14 protein-coding genes and 1 riboswitch are annotated in these 16,571 nt (G+C 69.7%); of the genes, 13 read left to right on the top strand and 1 reads right to left on the bottom strand.

All coding sequences use genetic code 11. From position 1 onward, the window contains the following. Positions 1 to 57: 57 nt before the first annotated feature. Positions 58 to 2,058 (bottom strand): sigma-54-dependent Fis family transcriptional regulator, encoded by a 2,001-nt coding sequence (locus tag ACQY9S_RS05600; RefSeq protein WP_428423743.1) that lies wholly within the window; start codon positions 2,056 to 2,058, stop codon positions 58 to 60. Between the two features lie 581 nt (positions 2,059 to 2,639). Further along, positions 2,640 to 2,744: riboswitch (TPP riboswitch) on the top strand. 73 nt (positions 2,745 to 2,817) lie between these two features. On the opposite strand from ACQY9S_RS05600, the gene thiC reads away from it, so the two are divergent. The 13 genes from thiC to lipA all read left to right on the top strand — a co-directional run bounded on the left by thiC (position 2,818) and on the right by lipA (position 16,554). After that, entirely contained in the window at positions 2,818 to 4,704 is a 1,887-nt protein-coding gene (thiC, locus tag ACQY9S_RS05595; protein ID WP_428423741.1) for a phosphomethylpyrimidine synthase ThiC, read from the top strand. Between the two features lie 3 nt (positions 4,705 to 4,707). Then, entirely contained in the window at positions 4,708 to 5,808 is a 1,101-nt protein-coding gene (locus tag ACQY9S_RS05590; RefSeq protein WP_428423739.1) for an FAD-dependent oxidoreductase, read from the top strand. Then, positions 5,805 to 6,032, top strand: coding sequence for a sulfur carrier protein ThiS (thiS, locus tag ACQY9S_RS05585; RefSeq protein WP_428423737.1), 228 nt, complete (start codon positions 5,805 to 5,807; stop codon positions 6,030 to 6,032). Before ACQY9S_RS05590 ends, thiS begins: the two co-directional genes overlap by 4 nt. Before the next feature lie 33 nt (positions 6,033 to 6,065). Continuing rightward, complete coding sequence (locus tag ACQY9S_RS05580) at positions 6,066 to 6,956, top strand: thiazole synthase (protein ID WP_428423735.1); 891 nt, start codon at positions 6,066 to 6,068, stop codon at positions 6,954 to 6,956. Next, positions 6,953 to 8,542 carry a bifunctional hydroxymethylpyrimidine kinase/phosphomethylpyrimidine kinase gene (thiD, locus tag ACQY9S_RS05575; protein ID WP_428423733.1) on the top strand — a complete coding sequence of 530 codons (1,590 nt, stop codon included), beginning with the start codon at positions 6,953 to 6,955 and terminating at the stop codon, positions 8,540 to 8,542. Before ACQY9S_RS05580 ends, thiD begins: the two co-directional genes overlap by 4 nt. Positions 8,543 to 9,253: 711 nt before the next feature. Beyond that, positions 9,254 to 9,742 carry a DUF1097 domain-containing protein gene (locus ACQY9S_RS05570; protein ID WP_428423731.1) on the top strand — a complete coding sequence of 163 codons (489 nt, stop codon included), beginning with the start codon at positions 9,254 to 9,256 and terminating at the stop codon, positions 9,740 to 9,742. A 92-nt stretch (positions 9,743 to 9,834) separates the two neighbouring features. Then, positions 9,835 to 10,344 (top strand): thiol peroxidase, encoded by a 510-nt coding sequence (tpx, locus tag ACQY9S_RS05565; protein WP_428423729.1) that lies wholly within the window; start codon positions 9,835 to 9,837, stop codon positions 10,342 to 10,344. 212 nt (positions 10,345 to 10,556) lie between these two features. Continuing rightward, entirely contained in the window at positions 10,557 to 11,612 is a 1,056-nt protein-coding gene (locus ACQY9S_RS05560) for an ATP-NAD kinase family protein (RefSeq protein WP_428423727.1), read from the top strand. 15 nt (positions 11,613 to 11,627) lie between these two features. Continuing rightward, positions 11,628 to 12,614 carry a thiamine pyrophosphate-dependent dehydrogenase E1 component subunit alpha gene (locus tag ACQY9S_RS05555; protein WP_428423725.1) on the top strand — a complete coding sequence of 329 codons (987 nt, stop codon included), beginning with the start codon at positions 11,628 to 11,630 and terminating at the stop codon, positions 12,612 to 12,614. 47 nt (positions 12,615 to 12,661) lie between these two features. After that, the gene (locus tag ACQY9S_RS05550; RefSeq protein ID WP_428423723.1) at positions 12,662 to 13,675 is read left to right on the top strand and encodes an alpha-ketoacid dehydrogenase subunit beta; all 1,014 of its coding nucleotides are present in this window, start codon (positions 12,662 to 12,664) and stop codon (positions 13,673 to 13,675) included. Next, positions 13,675 to 14,790 (top strand): acetoin dehydrogenase dihydrolipoyllysine-residue acetyltransferase subunit, encoded by a 1,116-nt coding sequence (locus tag ACQY9S_RS05545; RefSeq protein WP_428423721.1) that lies wholly within the window; start codon positions 13,675 to 13,677, stop codon positions 14,788 to 14,790. Before ACQY9S_RS05550 ends, ACQY9S_RS05545 begins: the two co-directional genes overlap by 1 nt. A 19-nt stretch (positions 14,791 to 14,809) precedes the next feature. Further along, positions 14,810 to 15,553, top strand: coding sequence for a lipoyl protein ligase domain-containing protein (locus ACQY9S_RS05540; protein ID WP_428423719.1), 744 nt, complete (start codon positions 14,810 to 14,812; stop codon positions 15,551 to 15,553). Between the two features lie 11 nt (positions 15,554 to 15,564). Then, positions 15,565 to 16,554, top strand: coding sequence for a lipoyl synthase (gene lipA, locus ACQY9S_RS05535; RefSeq protein WP_428423717.1), 990 nt, complete (start codon positions 15,565 to 15,567; stop codon positions 16,552 to 16,554). The last annotated feature ends 17 nt before the right edge of the window (positions 16,555 to 16,571 follow it).

Genomic DNA, 16,571 nt, shown 5'->3' with positions numbered 1-16,571 from the left:
CCGGGCGCCCTCTCCCCGAAGGGGTTTTCCCGCCGCACCGCCCGCAGCGGCCGGCGGCTACTGCTGGTTCGGCGGCGTGATCTTGAAGCGTTTCATCTGGCGGTAGACCGTCGCGCGACACATCTTCAGGTCCTGTGAAGCCAGCGTGATATTCCACTTGTTGCGCTTCAGGGAACTCAGCAGCCGCTCCGCATCGATGTCGTCGCTGCCTGCCACGACCGTGATGCCCTCATCGCCGTCGCGTGTCTGCAACTGCAGCGGCCGCCCATGCCCCAGGCGCTGCATGCCGATTTCCTGCGGCAGATCGTCAGGCGTCACCGGGCCGTCGCCGCTGATCGCCAGTGCGAATCGCAGCACATTGCGCAGTTCCCGGATATTGCCAGGCCACCGGTAGGTCAGCAGCAGTTCCATCGCCTCGGCGGAAATGCCTGCGTGGTCCATCAGGCCCTTGGCCTCGTCGTTGAAGACGGTCTCGATCAGATAGCGCTTGTCGGCGCGCTCGCGCAGCGCCGGCAGTGACATCGTCGCGCCGCACAGCCGGTAGTACAGGTCTTCGCGGAAGGTCCCCGCGGCCACCCGGTCGCGCAGATCGCGGTGGGTCGCGGCGACGACGGTGAAGTCGACCGGGATCGGCCGCTCGGCGCCCAGCGGCAGCACCTCGGACTCCGACAGCACGCGCAGGAAGCGCGTCTGCAGGTGCAGCGGCATGTCGCCGATCTCGTCGAGGAACAGCGTGCCGCCGTGGGCCTGCAGGATCAGTCCCTTCATGCCCTTGCTCTTGCCGCCGGTGAAGCTGCCCGGCGTGTAGCCGAACAGTTCGCTCTCGATCAGGGACTCGGGGATCGACGCGCAGTTGACGGCCACGAAAGGCATGCGGGCGCGCGAACTCGACTCGTGCAGCGCCTTCGCGAACACCTCCTTGCCGGAGCCGGTTTCGCCGTGGATCAGGATGTTGACCTTGCGGTCCACCAGCCGCTTGGCCTGCACCAGCAGGCGGTCCATCGCCGGGTCGCTGCCGGCCAGCCGGTCCAACGCCGGGAAACTGCCGGACGGCCGGGCTGCCGGCTGCAGCATCGCCGGGCGCTCCGCCATCACTGGCGTCACGGTCCCCTTCTCGCGCGGCGCGACCACCGTTGCATAGTAGTGTTCCCGCGGTTCGGAACACGTGACCGAGACGTCCAGACCAGTCCCGGCCCTGGCGATGCGCCAGATCGCTTCCATCGTCGTGGCGAAGACCTCCGAGAGGTTGCGACCCAGCAGTGAACTGCCGCGCTGGCCGCGCGACGAAGGCCACAGCTTGGCACGCGCCCCTGTGTTGGCCCCGACGATCAAGCCCTCGTCATCGAAGGCCAGCATCGTGTCGCCCGCGACGTCGACCAGGCCGCAGACCTTGCCCAGGCGCAGGATCCAGTTCTTCCTGAAGTGGCGCAGGAAGTTGGCATCCTCGATCATCTGCGCGTACATGGACGTGAGATGGAAGACGAGGTGCTGGCTGTCCTTGGCGCGGGGCGAGCGCAGCGCCGACACGTCGAACACCGCGAGCAGCTTGCCGTTGGGATCGAACAGCGGCGCCGTCGTGCAGGTCAGCGAGATGTGCGTGGCGTCGAAATGTTCGGCCTGGTGACAGGTGATCGGCGTCTGCTCGATGAGGCAGGTGCCAACGCCGCAGGTGCCGGCGTGTGCTTCGTTCCAGTCGGCACCGAGGTAGAGGCCGGCGCTCCGCAGCTCACTGTCCCAGGCCGGATTGCCGATGTAGTCGACCGTGATGCCGGCAGCATCGGTCAGCAACAGCATGTAGCCCAGATCCGCCACACGCCGGTACATGTCCTCCATGCCGGACCGTGCGACCCGCAGGAACTCCTCGATCTGCTGCTGGTGCTCACGCACCTCCTGCGAAGGCAGGATGCGCGCCGGGGTTGGCCGCGAGGGATCGAGCCCGTAGTCGTTCACGCAACGGGCCCACGACTTATAGACCCGGCTTTTCTCGGACGCCTCGTCAATGGGATTCGTGACAACGGAAACCACGTTGTCGATGTGCTGCGTTCGTTCAGAAACCATGCGTCACCTCCAATTGCTTCTGCCGTTTGCTCCCAATGGCTGAAGTCTTCTTCTTGTTTGATGATCCACCGAGCGGCTGGCCAACGCTACAGCGGAAACCCCCGGGGCTTTGCGGACGTGCAATCCCACGCGGCGAGGATGGAGCGGGCACCCCGGGGTTCGATGCGCGGACAGGCGACAGCGGCACCGCACCCGCGATCGGGTGGATGCCGCTCTGCGGCGCGGCGCGCGTGGCGTCTGGCGGTCAGCAACAGCACCCCGCCCATCGAGGTTTGCGCGACGAGCAGGCATAGCACGCCGCGTGCCCAGGTTGCGGGCCGGCCGCAGACCTTCGCCCGCCGGCGAGAAACGACGCATCGGCCCTGCGGGGCGACCCGGATCCGAAGGTGCATCGACATCGGCACGACGCGAACCATGAGCGACATCTGTCGCATCGAGGCTTCGGCGGATTGAACACATGTCGCATGCCGGTTCATCCCCACACCCGCATGTTGGCAAATCGCCACGGCATCCGTGCAGAAACGGTTTGAAAAATACGCACGGGCATGCATTGACACCGGCTTCGGCGCACTCACACAATGGGCCTTGCTCCGGGGTGCATGCAGGTCTGCGTGCTGAGACGGTGAATCCGAACCCGCGAACTTGAACCGGTTAGTACCGGCGGAAGAAGAGCTGTCACACCCTTGGCGTCGGTCCCTCGCGGACCGGTGCCGGCATGGGGCGACCTTCGGAGCAATCACCTCTCACGAAGGAGCCCGAATGAACGCCCCCGACAAGATCGCCGCCCTGCTCTCGCTGACGCGCGAGCCCTTCCCCGCCTCGCGCAAGACCTACCTGCAAGGCTCCCGCAGCGATCTGCGCGTGCCGATGCGCGAGGTGACGCTGACCAACGGCGAGACCGTCTCGCTGTACGACACCTCGGGCCCCTACACCGAGCCCGATGTGGCGATCGACGTGAAGCACGGCCTGCCCGGCGTGCGCACACCCTGGCTCGACGCCCGTGCCGACACCGAGCTCTATGCCGGCCGCCTGCACCAGGCCCTCGACGACGGCGCGAAGCACGAGGCCCGCGAGGCGCAGCGCATCGAGCAGCTGCGCCTTGACGCCGCCGCGCTGCAGCGCCGGCCGCGACGCGCGAAGTCCGGTGCCAACGTCACGCAGATGCACTATGCGCGCTTGGGCATCGTCACGCCGGAGATGGAGTACGTGGCGCTGCGCGAGAACGGCAAACGCGAGTGGATGCGCGAGTACCTGGGCGATGCGTCGCGCGAGCAACGCCTGCACGGCAACCCGATGGGCGCGCGGATCCCGGCCATCGTGACGCCCGAGTTCGTGCGCGACGAGGTGGCGCGCGGCCGCGCCATCATCCCGGCCAACATCAACCACCCCGAGGTGGAGCCGATGGCGATCGGCCGCAACTTCCTGGTGAAGATCAACGCCAACATCGGCAACTCGGCCGTCACGTCGAGCATCGAGGAAGAGGTGGAGAAGCTGGTGTGGGCGATCCGCTGGGGCGCCGACAACGTGATGGACCTGTCCACCGGCCGCAACATCCACACCACGCGCGACTGGATCGTGCGCAACTCGCCGGTGCCGATCGGCACGGTGCCGATTTACCAGGCGCTCGAGAAGGTCGGCGGCGTGGCCGAGGACCTTACCTGGGAGATCTTCCGCGACACGCTGATCGAGCAGGCCGAGCAGGGCGTCGACTACTTCACCATCCACGCCGGCGTGCGCCTGCCCTTCATCCACCTCACCGCGGACCGCCGCACCGGCATCGTCTCGCGCGGCGGCTCGATCATGGCCAAGTGGTGCATCTCGCACCACCGCGAGAGCTTCATCTACGAGCACTTCGAGGACATCTGCGACATCATGAAGGCCTACGACGTGAGCTTCTCGCTCGGCGATGGCCTGCGCCCCGGCTCGGCCGCCGACGCCAACGACGAGGCCCAGTTCGCCGAACTGCGCACGCTGGGCGAGCTGACCCAGGTGGCCTGGAAGCACGACGTGCAGACCATGATCGAAGGCCCGGGCCACGTGCCGATGCACATGATCCAGGCCAACATGGACGAGCAGTTGAAGCACTGCCACGAGGCGCCGTTCTACACGCTGGGGCCGCTGACGATCGACATCGCGCCCGGCTACGACCACATCGCCAGCGCGATCGGCGCGGCGATGATCGGCTGGTTCGGCACCGCGATGCTGTGCTACGTGACGCCCAAGGAGCACCTGGGCCTGCCCGATCGCGACGACGTCAAGCAGGGCATCATCGCCTACAAGATCGCCGCGCACGCGGCCGACGTCGCCAAGGGCCACCCCGGCGCCCGCGCCCGCGACGACGCGCTGTCCAAGGCACGCTTCGAGTTCCGCTGGATGGACCAGTTCAACCTCTCGCTGGACCCCGACACCGCGCGCGACTTCCACGACGAGACCCTGCCCAAGGACGCCAGCAAGGTGGCGCACTTCTGCTCGATGTGCGGGCCGAAGTTCTGCTCGATGAAGATCACGCAGGAGGTGCGCGAGTACGCAGCGCAGCGCGGCATCAGCGAAGCGCAGGCGCTGGACGCCGGCATGGCCGAGAAATCGAGCCAGTTCCGGCAGGCCGGCGGCGAGATCTACATCCCGCTCGTGGTCGACGAGGGCTGAGCCGTGCCCTCGCTCGACCTCGGCATCGCCGGCGCCGGCCTGCTGGGCCGGCTGCTGGCCTGGCAACTGGCCCATGCAGGCTACCGCGTCAGCGTGTTCGACCCGGCGCCCGGTCCGCAGCCGCGCTTCGACGGGCGCGGCGCGGCCGCGTTCACGGCCGCCGGCATGCTCAGCCCGCTGGCCGAGCTCGACAACGCCGGCCCGGAGATCGCGGCGCTCGGCTGGCGATCGATCGCGCTGTGGCGTGCGATCGTCGCCACGCTGCCCGATCCGCCGGCCTTCGAGGAGCGCGGCAGCCTGCTGCTCGCCCACCGCAGCGATCTCGCAGCGGCGCAACGGGTGCTGGCACGTCTGTCGGCCACGCCGGTGCCCGCACTCGCACCCGCCTCGGCACCGGTGGCCCTCAGCGCTGACCAGCTGGCCCATCTGGAGCCCGGGCTGCAGCCGCCCGGCCACGCCTGGCTGCTGTCCGGCGAGGCGCAGATCGAGCCGGTGCACACGATGTTCTCGCTGCACCGCGATGCGCCCGGCGTGAGCTGGCACTGGGGCTGCCAGGTCACCGAACTGCGCGCCGGCGCCCTGCTCGTCGACGGCCCGGTCAGCGGCTGGCAGCACTTCGATGCGGTGTTCGACGTGCGCGGCCTCGGCGCGCGGCCCGAGCTGCCGCTGCGCGGCGTGCGCGGCGAGACCGTGTGGCTGCACGCCGCCGGGCACGGCCTGACGCGGCCGGTGCGCCTGCTGCACCCGCGCCACCGCGTCTACCTGGTGCCGCGGCCCGGCGACATCGTGCTGCTCGGCGCCACCGAGATCGAGAGCGAGGACCGCTCGCCGATGTCGCTGCGCAGCGCAGTGGAGCTGATGGCCGCCGCGCACAGCGTGATGCCGTCTCTGGCCGAAGCGCGCATCCTGCGCCTCGACCGCAACCTGCGGCCGGCACTGCCCGACAACCGGCCGTACACCGAAATCACCGCGACGCTGGTGCGCATCAACGGCCTGTTCCGCCATGGCTGGCTGCTCGCGCCGGCCCTGGTGGAGGGCGTGCTCGCAGCGTGGTCTCGGCAGCGTGCCGACATCGCCGCAACGCTGCCGGAGGCTGCCCGATGAACAGTCCGACGAGCGCTGCAACCGTGACCGTGCGCCTCGAGGGCCGACCCTGCACGCACGCGCGCGGCAGCACGCTCGACGACCTGGTGCGTTCACTCGGCCATGCCCCGAACGCCGTCACGACGGCCGTCAATGGCGAGTTCGTCGCGCGCCCCCTGCGGGCCGGGCGCGTCCTGCTGGACGGCGACGACGTCCTGCTCTTCCAACCCATCGTCGGTGGCTGACCGCAACGGCCGCCCGCTCCACGAGGACCTCCCATGCTTCAACAGACCCTGTGCCCCACCCCGCCCGGCGACACGACCGACGACGACCGCAGCGACCCCTGGCAGGTGGGCAAAGTGCAGCTGCACAGCCGCTTCCTGCTCGGCACCGCGGGCTACCCCTCGCCCACGGTGTTGCTGAGCGCGCTGCAGACCGCGCGCACGCAGGTGGTCACGGTCGGGCTCAAGCGCACGCTCGCCGCGGCCGGCGACAACGGCTTCATCGCCTCGATCCGCCAGACGCTGCGGGACACCGGTGCGCACCTGCTGCCCAACACGGCCGGCTGCCGCACGGCGCGCGAGGCGGTGCAGCTCGCCCACATGGCCCGCGAGCTCTACGACACCCCCTGGCTCAAGCTCGAGGTGGTCGGCGACGAGTACACGCTGCAGCCCGACCCCTTCGAACTCGTGGCGGCGGCCACGCAGCTGGTGCGCGACGGCTTCACCGTGTTCCCGTACTGCACCGACGACCTCGTCACCTGCCGCCGCCTGCTCGACGCCGGCTGCCCGGTGCTGATGCCCTGGGGCGCGCCGATCGGCTCGGGCCAGGGCCTGCTCAACCCCTACGCGCTGCGCACGCTGCGCGAGCGCCTGCCGGACGCGACGCTGATCATCGACGCCGGCCTCGGCGCACCCTCTCACGCCGCCCAGGCGCTGGAGATGGGCTTCGATGCCGTGCTGCTGAACTCGGCCGTCGCGCAGGCGCGTGAGCCGGTCGCGATGGCACGCGCCTTCCGCCTGGCGATCGAGGGGGGCCGCGCCGCCTGGCGCGCGGGCGTCATGGCGCGGCAGGACTTCGCCGTCGCCAGCACGCCGGTCACAGGCCAGCCCTTCACGCTGTCCGACACCGTCGGCGGCCAGGCTTCCCTGCTGCCAGGCGCGCCATGACGGGGCCGTCCGAAGCGCGGCCCGTCATCTGGAGCATCGCCGGCACCGACAGCGGCGGCGGCGCCGGGCTCGGCGCCGACCAGCGTGCCGCCGACGCCTTCGGCGTGCACCTGTGCCCGGTGGTCGCCGCGGTCACGGCGCAGAACTCGCGCGCGGTGACCCGCGTCGAGCCGGTCTCCCCGCTCGTGCTCGAGGCCCAGTTGCAGGCGCTCGCCGAGGACATGCCGCCCCACGCCCTCAAGACCGGGCTGCTCGGCGGCGTCGAGCAGGTGCGCGTCGTCGCGCGCTGGGTCGACCGGCTGCGCCGCGACCGTCCGGTGGCGCTGGTGGTGGACCCGGTGCTGGCCTCCAGCACCGGAGCGGCCTTTGCCGACGCCGCCACCCTCGCCGCCTACCGCGAACTCCTGCTGCCGCGCGCCACGGTCGTCACGCCGAACCGCGCCGAGGCCGCCCACCTGCTGGCGCTGCGCGGTGTCGATGCGAGCGGGTTGCCGGCACTGGCACGGCAACTGCGCCGGCAGGGCGCAGGCGCCGTGTGCATCACCGGCGGCGACGCAGCCGACACCGACGGCCGCGTGCTCGACTGGCTATGCACCGGGCAGGCCGAGGGCTGGCTGGCCGCGCCCCGCATCGCCACCGACCACCGGCACGGCACCGGCTGCACCTTCGCGACCAGCACCGCGGCCGCGCTGGCGCTCGGCTTCGTGCCGGCCGACGCGCTGGTGCTGGCCAAGATGGCAACCGGCCACGCGCTGCACGGCGGCTACGCCGCCGGGTCCGGCAGCGGCCCGGTGCATGCCCGCGCCGGCTTCGCCGGCGATCCGGGCTCGCTGCCACTGCTGTCCTGGGGCGAAGCGCCGCGCTTCGCCGTGCCGCGCGCCGCGCCCGGCACCCGGCTGGACCTCTACGCCATCGTCGACAGCGAAACGCGCCTGGCGGGAGCGCTGGCCGCCGGCCTGCGCACGCTGCAGCTGCGCATCAAGACGCCGCCGGACGCAAGCGCGGCCTGGCACCGCGCGCTGCGCGAGGCACTGCACGGCAGCATCGCCGCCTGCCGCACCGCCGGCGCCACGCTGTTCGTCAACGACCACTGGCAACTCGCCGCCGAACTCGGCGCGCCGGGGGTGCACCTCGGGCAGGAAGACCTGCTCGCGCTCGGCGAGCTGGGGCGCGCCGAGCTGCAGGCAAGCGGCCTCGCGCTCGGCATCAGCTCGCACAGCCTGTGGGAACTCGCGCGCGCGAAGGCGCTGGCACCGCGTTACGTCGCCTGCGGGCCGGTGTGGCCCACGCTGACCAAGGCCATGCCCTGGCGGCCGCAAGGCCTGGACAACCTGGCGTGGTGGTGCGCCATGGCCGGTCTGCCGGTCGTGGCCATCGGTGGCGTCCTCACGGCCGAGCAAGTCGAGGCCGCGGCGCGCTGCGGTGCCGATGGCGTGTGCGCCGTGCGCGTGCTGGGCAACGAGCCGGCGCGGGTCGTTCCCGCGCTGCAGGAGGCGCTGCTGGCCGGCCGACGCGCTCGGCGCCTGCCCGCACCGCCCCTGCCGCACCCGACGCTCGCTTCGGACATCGCCAGCACGCAGGCCTGATAGCGCATTGCATTCGAACGCATCAGTTCGAAGGTCGAGCCAGGGCTCGTTGCGGCGTTCGGTGTTTTTTGTCCGGATAGCTGACCATCACATGTCAGCGGGGGCGCTGCGCCGGGTCGCTGTGTTGCGTTCATGTCCCCCGGCGTCGGCCTCACGGCCGCCCCCTCCTCCTTTACTTCACTCCACACAACGACCCGTCACAGCGATTCCACCACCGCGGCTTGCTAGGGTTTGAATACCTTCGCAGGCAGCGATGCCGAGTGCTGGCGAGGGCGTCGGGTGAGCGGCGCAGCGAAGTAGAGGAGGAGGGGTCGGCCCTCGGGCCGGCGCCGGGGGACATGAGCGGAGCCGCTCGCCCGGCGGCTTCGCCAGCACCGCGCGGTACGGGCAAGCGGCCGGCCGGCCGAGAGCGCGCCCCTCGGGGTTTGCCGCTCCGCCCGCCGACGACAGCCCGAGTGCGACGTGTGTCGCGGCGACACCTGTGCAAGCACCTGACGCAGCTGGTGCGCCTGCGGCGCCGCGCCCGGTCCGCCCTAGCGTCCGGGCCGCCTCGGTGTGGTGTGCCGACCACTGTCGGCGCACTTTTCGAGCGCTGTGTCGCGCCAAGGCCAATGGCATGGCGATTGCACCTCTGGCCCGCCTGCGCAGTCGGGTGCGACCCGCCGTCCGCTGCGGGCCGACGATGGAATCCACCAACAAGGAGACAAATCGATGAATGCTTTGAACGCCATCTCGCTCAGCGTCGGCCTCTGGGTCGGCATCTGGTGCTTCGCCACGCTGGGCTACCTGGAGCCCAAGGTGATGACCTGGATCACCTTCCTGACCTGGGCCTCGTTCTACGCCGCCGGCGGCGGCAAGGCCGGCCTGACGAAGGCCGTGGCCAGCGCCTTCGCCGGCACGCTGATCTCGGCCCTGATCTTCTGGCTGAACGGCCAGTTGGGCGGCGGCGTGCAGGGCATCGGCCTGCTGATCTTCAGCGCACTGCTGGCCGTGCTCGGCTGGGCGCTGTGCCAGCTCTCCAAGGTCGACCTGTTCAGCTTCATCCCCGGCGCCTTCATCGGCGCGGCGTCCTTCTTCGGCGCCGGCGCGCCGCTCGACGAGAAGCTGGGCTGGGTGCTGGTGTCCATCGTCTGCGGCGCGGTGATGGGCCTGATCTCAGAGCGTGTCGGGCAGGCGATGACCGCAAAGGCGAAGGCCTGAGGCCGGCGCAACCGCACCCCACCCCTGAAGACCCGCAGCGGCGGCGCGAAGCGCTCGCTGCTGCGGCGTCGTCGTTTCCACGGAGAACGCCCGTGACGCGCCTGACCCTGCAAGGCACCCCCGTCTACACCGAAGGCCACCTGCCCGCCGTGGGCCACGAGGCACCGAAATTCATCCTGACGGGCAAGAACCTCGACGACTTCGGCCTGGAGCAATTCGGCATGCAGCGCAAGCTGCTCAACATCGTCCCCAGCCTCGAGATGCCCAGCTGTGCGGCCTCGCTGCGTCGCTTCAACGACCACGCCCGCCAGCGGCCCGGCGTCGTCGTGCTGTCGATTTCGCACGACCTGCCGTTCTCCAGCCAGAGCCGCATCGATGCGTCCCAGCTCGACCGCGTCGTCGCCCTGTCCACCTTCCGCAGCCCCCACTTCGCACGCGCCTACGGCGTGGACATCGTCAGCGGACCGCTGAAGGGGCTGACCGCGCGTGCGGTGCTGGTGCTCGACGGACACAACCGCGTGCTGCACGGCCAACTGGTGCGCGAGATCACCGACGAGCCCGACTACGCCGCGGCCGTCGCGGCATTGGAAAAGGCCTGCTGAGCGAGCGTTGCTGCCGCGCGACGGCTGTCGCACCGGCGGTGTCACACCTGTCTCGCTGCGACGCCACTGCGGCGCCGGCACCCCTGCACGGATCGCGCTCGGTGCAGCGCGAACCCAGTGCCGGCGCGGGCCGCGGACCGATCAGGCCGCTCGCGTCGGCATGGCACGCAGCTTGCGCTGAAGACCGCCAACAACGAATTTGGAGACAAGGCATGTCCGCTCTCGGAGCGACCCCGGCGCCCTGCATCGGCATCATCGCGAATCCTGTGTCGGCACGCGATATCCGTCGCATCATCGCGAACGCCGGCAACCTGCAGATCACCGATCGCGTGAGCATCGTGATGCGGGTGATGAGCGCGGCCGGCGCCATGGGCGTGCAGAAGGTCCTGATGATGCCGGACAACGGCGGCATCCGCGCGATGCTCACGCGCAACCTCAAGCGCGAGCACGAGATGCATCACGGCTTTCCCGCGCTGGAGTTCCTGGCCATGGAACCGACGACCACGGTGAACGACACCTTCACCGCGGCGCGCATGATGCGCGAGGCCGGTGTCAAGGTGATCGTCGTGCTCGGCGGCGACGGCACGCACCGCGCGGTGGTGCGCGAGTGCGCCGACATCCCGATCGCCGGTCTGTCCACCGGCACCAACAACGCCTTCCCCGAGATGCGCGAGTCCACGATCACCGGCATCGCGGTCGGCCTCTTCGCGACCGGCCAGCTCAGTGCCGAGCAGGCGCTGGTGCCGAACAAGTTGCTCGAGGTCTCGATCAACGACGGCGAGCGCCGCGACATCGCGCTCGTCGACGCGGTCATCTCGACCGACCGCTACATCGGTGCCCGTGCGGTCTGGAAGACCGAGAGCCTGGCCGCCGCCTACCTGACCTTCGCCGAGCCGCAGGCGATCGGCCTGTCGGCCATCGGTGGCCTGCTGCAACCGGTCGGCCGGCGCGACCCGGGCGGCCTGGCCATCCAGCTCAGCGAGGACCCGGCGGTGCGCCGGCTCCAGCTGCTCGCGCCGATCGCGCCCGGCATGGTGCGCCCGGTCGGCATCGCCCACTGGGAGGCGATGCCGGCCGGCCAGCCCTTCACCGTGGCGCTCGACGCCGGCGTGGTCGCCCTCGACGGCGAGCGCGAATTGACTTTCGACACCGGCGATCGCGTGCAGATCACCTTGCGCGAAAACGCTTTCCCCACAGTGGACGTGGCTCGTTGCATGCAGCTCGCTGCAAGCGAAGGCCTGTTCCGCCTCACGACCCACCCAGCCTAGATAGGAGACAACACCATGGCAGGCAAGAACCCGTTCCCCTTGAGCAAGGAAGCACTGCTGAAGTGCTATCGCTCGATGCGCACGATCCGTGATTTCGAGGAACGACTGCACGTGGACTTCGGCCGCGGCGACATCCCCGGTTTCGTGCACCTGTATGCCGGTGAAGAGGCCGGTGGTGTCGGCATCATGAGTCACCTGAGCGACGGCGACCGCATCGCCTCGACCCACCGCGGTCACGGCCACTGCATCGCCAAGGGCGTGGACGTCGTCGCGATGATGAAGGAGATCTACGGCAGGAAGGGCGGCTGCGGCAACGGCAAGGGCGGCTCGATGCACATCGCCGACCTGTCCAAGGGCATGATGGGCGCCAACGGCATCCTCGGCGCGGGCGCACCGCTGATCTGCGGCGCCGCGCTGGCGGCCAAGTTCCGCAAGAAGAACGAGGTCGGCATCTGCTTCGTCGGCGATGGCGCCTCCAACCAGGGCACCTTCCTCGAGAGCCTGAACCTCGCGGCGGTGTGGAACCTGCCGGTGATCTTCGTCGTCGAGAACAACGGCTACGCCGAATCGACCTCGCGCGACTACGGCACCGCGGTGGACAGCTACGTCGACCGCGCCTCCGGCTTCGGCATGCCCGGCATCACGGTGGACGGCACCGACTTCTTCGCGGTCTACGAGGCCGCCGGCGAAGTGATCAAGCGCGCCCGTGAAGGCGGCGGCCCGTCGCTGCTCGAAGCCAAGATGGTCCGCTTCTACGGCCACTTCGAAGGCGACGCGCAGACCTACCGCGCGCCCGGCGAGCTCGACGACATCCGCACCAACCACGACTGTCTGCTGAAGTTCAAGGCGCACGTCACGAAGGCCGGCGTCATCACCGCCGCGGAGCTGGAAACGATCGACAAGGAAGTGGCGGCACTGATCGAGGACGCGGTGAAGCAGGCCAAGGCCGCCCCGCTGCCGACCGCGGCCGACCTGCTGACCGACGTGTACGTGTCGTACTGACGCGCACGTCCACCACAAGACACCGGAATAGAACCAGGAGACTTTTCATGGCCAGAAAAATCAGCATGAAGCAGGCGATCAACGAGGCGCTTGATCAGGAAATGACGCGCGACCCCACGGTGATCGTGCTGGGCGAGGACATCGTCGGCGGTGCCGGCGGCCAGGGCGAGATGGATGCGTGGGGCGGCGTGCTCGGCGTCACCAAGGGCCTGTACGCCAAGCACGGCGACCGCCTGATGGACACGCCGCTGTCCGAGAGCGCCTACGTCGGCGCGGCGGTCGGCGCGGCCGCCTGCGGCATGCGCCCGGTCGCCGAACTGATGTTCATCGACTTCATGGGCGTGTGCTTCGACCAGATCTTCAACCAGGCGGCCAAGTTCCGCTACATGTTCGGCGGCAAGGCCGAGACGCCGGTGGTGATCCGTGCGATGGTCGGCGCGGGCTTTCGCGCTGCGGCCCAGCACAGCCAGATGCTGACGCCGCTGTTCACGCACATCCCCGGCCTCAAGGTCGTGTGCCCGAGCACGCCGTACGACACCAAGGGCATGCTGATCCAGGCGATCCGCGACAACGACCCGGTGATCTTCTGCGAGCACAAGAACCTCTACGGCATGGAAGGCGAGGTGCCCGAGGCCTCGTACACCGTTCCGTTCGGCGAAGCGAACGTGGTTCGGGACGGCAAGCACTGCACCATCGTCACCTACGGGCTGATGGTGCACCGCTCGCTCGACGCCGCCGCCACGCTGGCCAAGGAAGGTGTCGAGGTCGAGATCGTCGACCTGCGCTCGCTGTCGCCGATCGACATGGACACGGTGCTGGACAGCGTCACCAAGACCGGCCGCCTGGTCTGCGTCGACGAGGCCAGCCCGCGCTGCAACATCGGCACCGACGTCGCGGCCCAGGTCGCGATGCAGGCCTTCGGCGCACTGAAGGCACAGATCGAGCTGGTGTCGCCGCCGCACGTGCCGGTGCCCTTCTCGCCGACGCTCGAAGACCTGTACATCCCGTCGGCCGCCCACGTGGCGGACGCGGTGCGACGCACGATCAAGGGGAAGCACTGATGGCTGGTATCACACCCATCGTCATGCCCAAGTGGGGCCTGTCGATGTCCGAAGGCACGGTCGTCGCCTGGCTGGTCGACGTCGGTGACGACATCGAGGTGGGCACGCCCATCCTCGATGTCGAGACCGACAAGATCGCCAACGCGGTCGAGGCGCCGGACCCCGGCGTGCTGCGCCGCAAGGTGGCCAACGACGGCGAGTTGCTGCCGGTGAAGGCGCTGCTCGGCGTGATGGGCGGCAGCGATGTCAGCGACGCCGACATCGACGCCTACATCGCCTCCTACGTCATGCCCGCTGCCGACGAGGACGACGACGCCAACGCCGGCCCGGCCTACCTGTATGCCGACGTCGACGGCACCCGCATCCGCTACGCCCGCAAGGGCGCGGAAGACGGCACGCCGGTGCTGTTCATCCACGGCTTCGGTGGCGATCTCGACAACTGGCTGTTCAACATCGACGCCGTCGGCGAGAAGAACCCGGTGATCGCGCTCGACCTGCCCGGCCACGGCCAGTCGGATGCCAAGCTGCCGGGCGCGAGCATCCAGGCGCTGGCGGACTTCGTTGCGCGCTTCATGGAGGTCATCGATGTCGCCCAGGCGCACCTCGTCGGCCACTCGATGGGCGGGGCGGTTGCCTCGCAGCTGGCGCTGTCGCATCCGAAGCGTGTCGCCTCGCTGAGCCTGATCGCCAGCGCCGGCCTCGGTGCGGAGATCAACACCGGCTACACCGAGGGCTTCGCCAATGCCGTGTCGCGGCGCGATCTCAAACCGGTGCTGGAGCAGCTGTTCAAGGACCCGGGGCTGGTGAGCCGCCAGATGGTCGACGACGTGCTGAAGTACAAGCGGCTCGACGGCGTCGGCGAGTTGCTCGTCGCGCTGAACCGTGGCCTGTTCGAGGGCGGACGCCAGGCGGCGCAGCCCGGCCTGGAGCTCGAATCGACCGGCAAGCCGGTGCTGGTGGTCTGGGGTCGCGACGACCAGGTGGTGCCGGCGGCGCATGCCGGCAACGCCCCTGCCGGTGCGACGGTCGAGGTGTTCGACGATGCCGGCCACATGGTCCAGATGGAACGGGCCAACGATGTCAACCGGCTGCTCAAGCAGCATGTGGGCGGCTGAGGCCCACCACGTCGCACCGATGGCCGAACCGTCGGTGCGACGGCAGTTCACCCTGCTCGACGGCGCGCCCGCCGACAGCGATGGCGTGGCCATCGAGCAGACACTGCTGCGGCGTGCGGCCGATGGCGTCGCCGTCGCGCACGTGTGGGAGGCCACGCCGGGCTTCATGGTGCCGGCCTCGTACCGCCGCTTCGAGCGCTTCGAAGCGGCCTGCGAAAGTTTCACCGACCAAGGCCTGCCGGTGCAGGTGCGCTGCTCCGGCGGCGGCCTGGTGCCGCAGGGGCCCGGCATGGTGAACCTCAGCCTCGCCTGGCGTACGCATGCCTCGATGGGAGCGGCCGCCGAGGCGGTCTATGTCGCGCTGTGCCGGCTGCTGCAGGCGAGCACCGCCACCTTCGGCATCGTTGCCGCGCCACAGGCCGTCTCGGGCTCGTTCTGCGATGGCCGCTACAACCTCGCGGTCAACGGCCGCAAGGTCGCGGGCACGGCGCAGTATTGGCGGCGCGCCAGCGCCTCGGAACAGATCGTGCTCGCCCATGCCTGTCTGCTGGTCGATGCCGATCTGGAGACGCTGACCCGGCACGCCAACGCCTTCGAGGCCGAGATCGGCAGTGGCCGCGTCTACCTCGTCGATGCCATCACCAATCTCGCGCGCGGGTCCGGTGGCCCGGTGCCGGCCGGCGGCACGCGCCGGCGCGTCACGCCGCCTCATGTCAAGCGACTGCTTCAGCAGATCGCGACCTCCAGCGCGGTGCCGTGCTGAAGCCCGCCGCCATGAACTCCACCGCCGCTGAGACCCCCTTCCCTGCGACGAGCCACGACCCGCTGACCAAGCAGAAGGCACAGGCCAAGACGGCGCGCATCCCGATCAAGGTGGTGGCCGCCGAGGTGCTGAAGAAGCCCGACTGGATCCGCGTCAAGGCCGGCAGCCCCAGCACCCGCTTCTACGAGATCAAGCAGATCCTGCGCGAGCACAAGCTCCACACCGTCTGCGAGGAGGCCAGCTGCCCCAACATCGGCGAATGCTTCGGCAAGGGCACCGCCACCTTCATGATCATGGGCGACAAGTGCACCCGGCGCTGCCCGTTCTGCGACGTCGGCCACGGCCGCCCCGACCCGCTCGACCCCGACGAGCCGCTGAACCTGGCCAAGACCATCGCCGCGCTCGGGCTCGGCTACGTCGTCATCACCAGCGTCGACCGCGATGACCTGCGCGACGGCGGCGCGGCCCACTTCGTCGAGTGCATCCGCCAGGTGCGGGCCCTCTCGCCGGCCACCCGCATCGAGATCCTCACGCCCGACTTCCGCGGCCGCGCCGACCGCGCGCTGGAGATCCTGAAAGCCGCCCCGCCGGACGTGATGAACCACAACCTCGAGACCGCCCCGCGCCTGTACAAGGAAGCCCGGCCCGGCTCGGACTACCAGTTCAGCCTCGAGCTGCTCCAGCGCTTCAAGGCCTTCGCCCCCGGCGTGCCGACCAAGAGCGGGATCATGGTCGGGCTGGGCGAGACGGACGAAGAGATCCTGCAGGTCATGCGCGACATGCGCGCGCACGACATCGACATGATCACCATCGGGCAGTACCTGGCGCCCAGCGGGCACCACCTGCCGGTGCGGCGCTATGTGACGCCGGAGGCCTTCAAGCGCTTCGAGGCCGAGGCCTATGCGATGGGCTTCAGCCACGCCGCCGTGGGCGCCATGGTGAGATCGAGCTACCACGCCGACCAGCAGGCGCAGGCCGCCGGCGTGACGTTCGGGGCTTGAGGCGCCGACCGGGGAAT

Source organism: Methylibium sp. (assembly GCF_965279545.1).
Taxonomy (GTDB): Bacteria; Pseudomonadota; Gammaproteobacteria; order Burkholderiales; family Burkholderiaceae_C; genus Methylibium.
Note: the sequence above shows the minus strand (reverse complement) of the source record. Positions and strands in the feature narration are given on the sequence as shown.

Excerpts from the sequence above, each read along its gene's own strand:
- ACQY9S_RS05545 (WP_428423721.1), top strand. The coding sequence starts at position 13,675 with ATGGCTGGTATCACACCCATCGTCATGCCCAAGTGGGGCCTGTCGATG.
- ACQY9S_RS05555 (WP_428423725.1), top strand. The coding sequence starts at position 11,628 with ATGGCAGGCAAGAACCCGTTCCCCTTGAGCAAGGAAGCACTGCTGAAG.
- lipA (WP_428423717.1), top strand. The coding sequence starts at position 15,565 with ATGAACTCCACCGCCGCTGAGACCCCCTTCCCTGCGACGAGCCACGAC.
- thiC (WP_428423741.1), top strand. The coding sequence starts at position 2,818 with ATGAACGCCCCCGACAAGATCGCCGCCCTGCTCTCGCTGACGCGCGAG.
- ACQY9S_RS05570 (WP_428423731.1), top strand. The coding sequence starts at position 9,254 with ATGAATGCTTTGAACGCCATCTCGCTCAGCGTCGGCCTCTGGGTCGGC.
- ACQY9S_RS05560 (WP_428423727.1), top strand. The coding sequence starts at position 10,557 with ATGTCCGCTCTCGGAGCGACCCCGGCGCCCTGCATCGGCATCATCGCG.
- thiD (WP_428423733.1), top strand. The coding sequence starts at position 6,953 with ATGACGGGGCCGTCCGAAGCGCGGCCCGTCATCTGGAGCATCGCCGGC.
- ACQY9S_RS05580 (WP_428423735.1), top strand. The coding sequence starts at position 6,066 with ATGCTTCAACAGACCCTGTGCCCCACCCCGCCCGGCGACACGACCGAC.
- ACQY9S_RS05550 (WP_428423723.1), top strand. The coding sequence starts at position 12,662 with ATGGCCAGAAAAATCAGCATGAAGCAGGCGATCAACGAGGCGCTTGAT.
- ACQY9S_RS05600 (WP_428423743.1), bottom strand. The coding sequence starts at position 2,058 with ATGGTTTCTGAACGAACGCAGCACATCGACAACGTGGTTTCCGTTGTC.
- ACQY9S_RS05540 (WP_428423719.1), top strand. The coding sequence starts at position 14,810 with ATGGCCGAACCGTCGGTGCGACGGCAGTTCACCCTGCTCGACGGCGCG.
- thiS (WP_428423737.1), top strand. The coding sequence starts at position 5,805 with ATGAACAGTCCGACGAGCGCTGCAACCGTGACCGTGCGCCTCGAGGGC.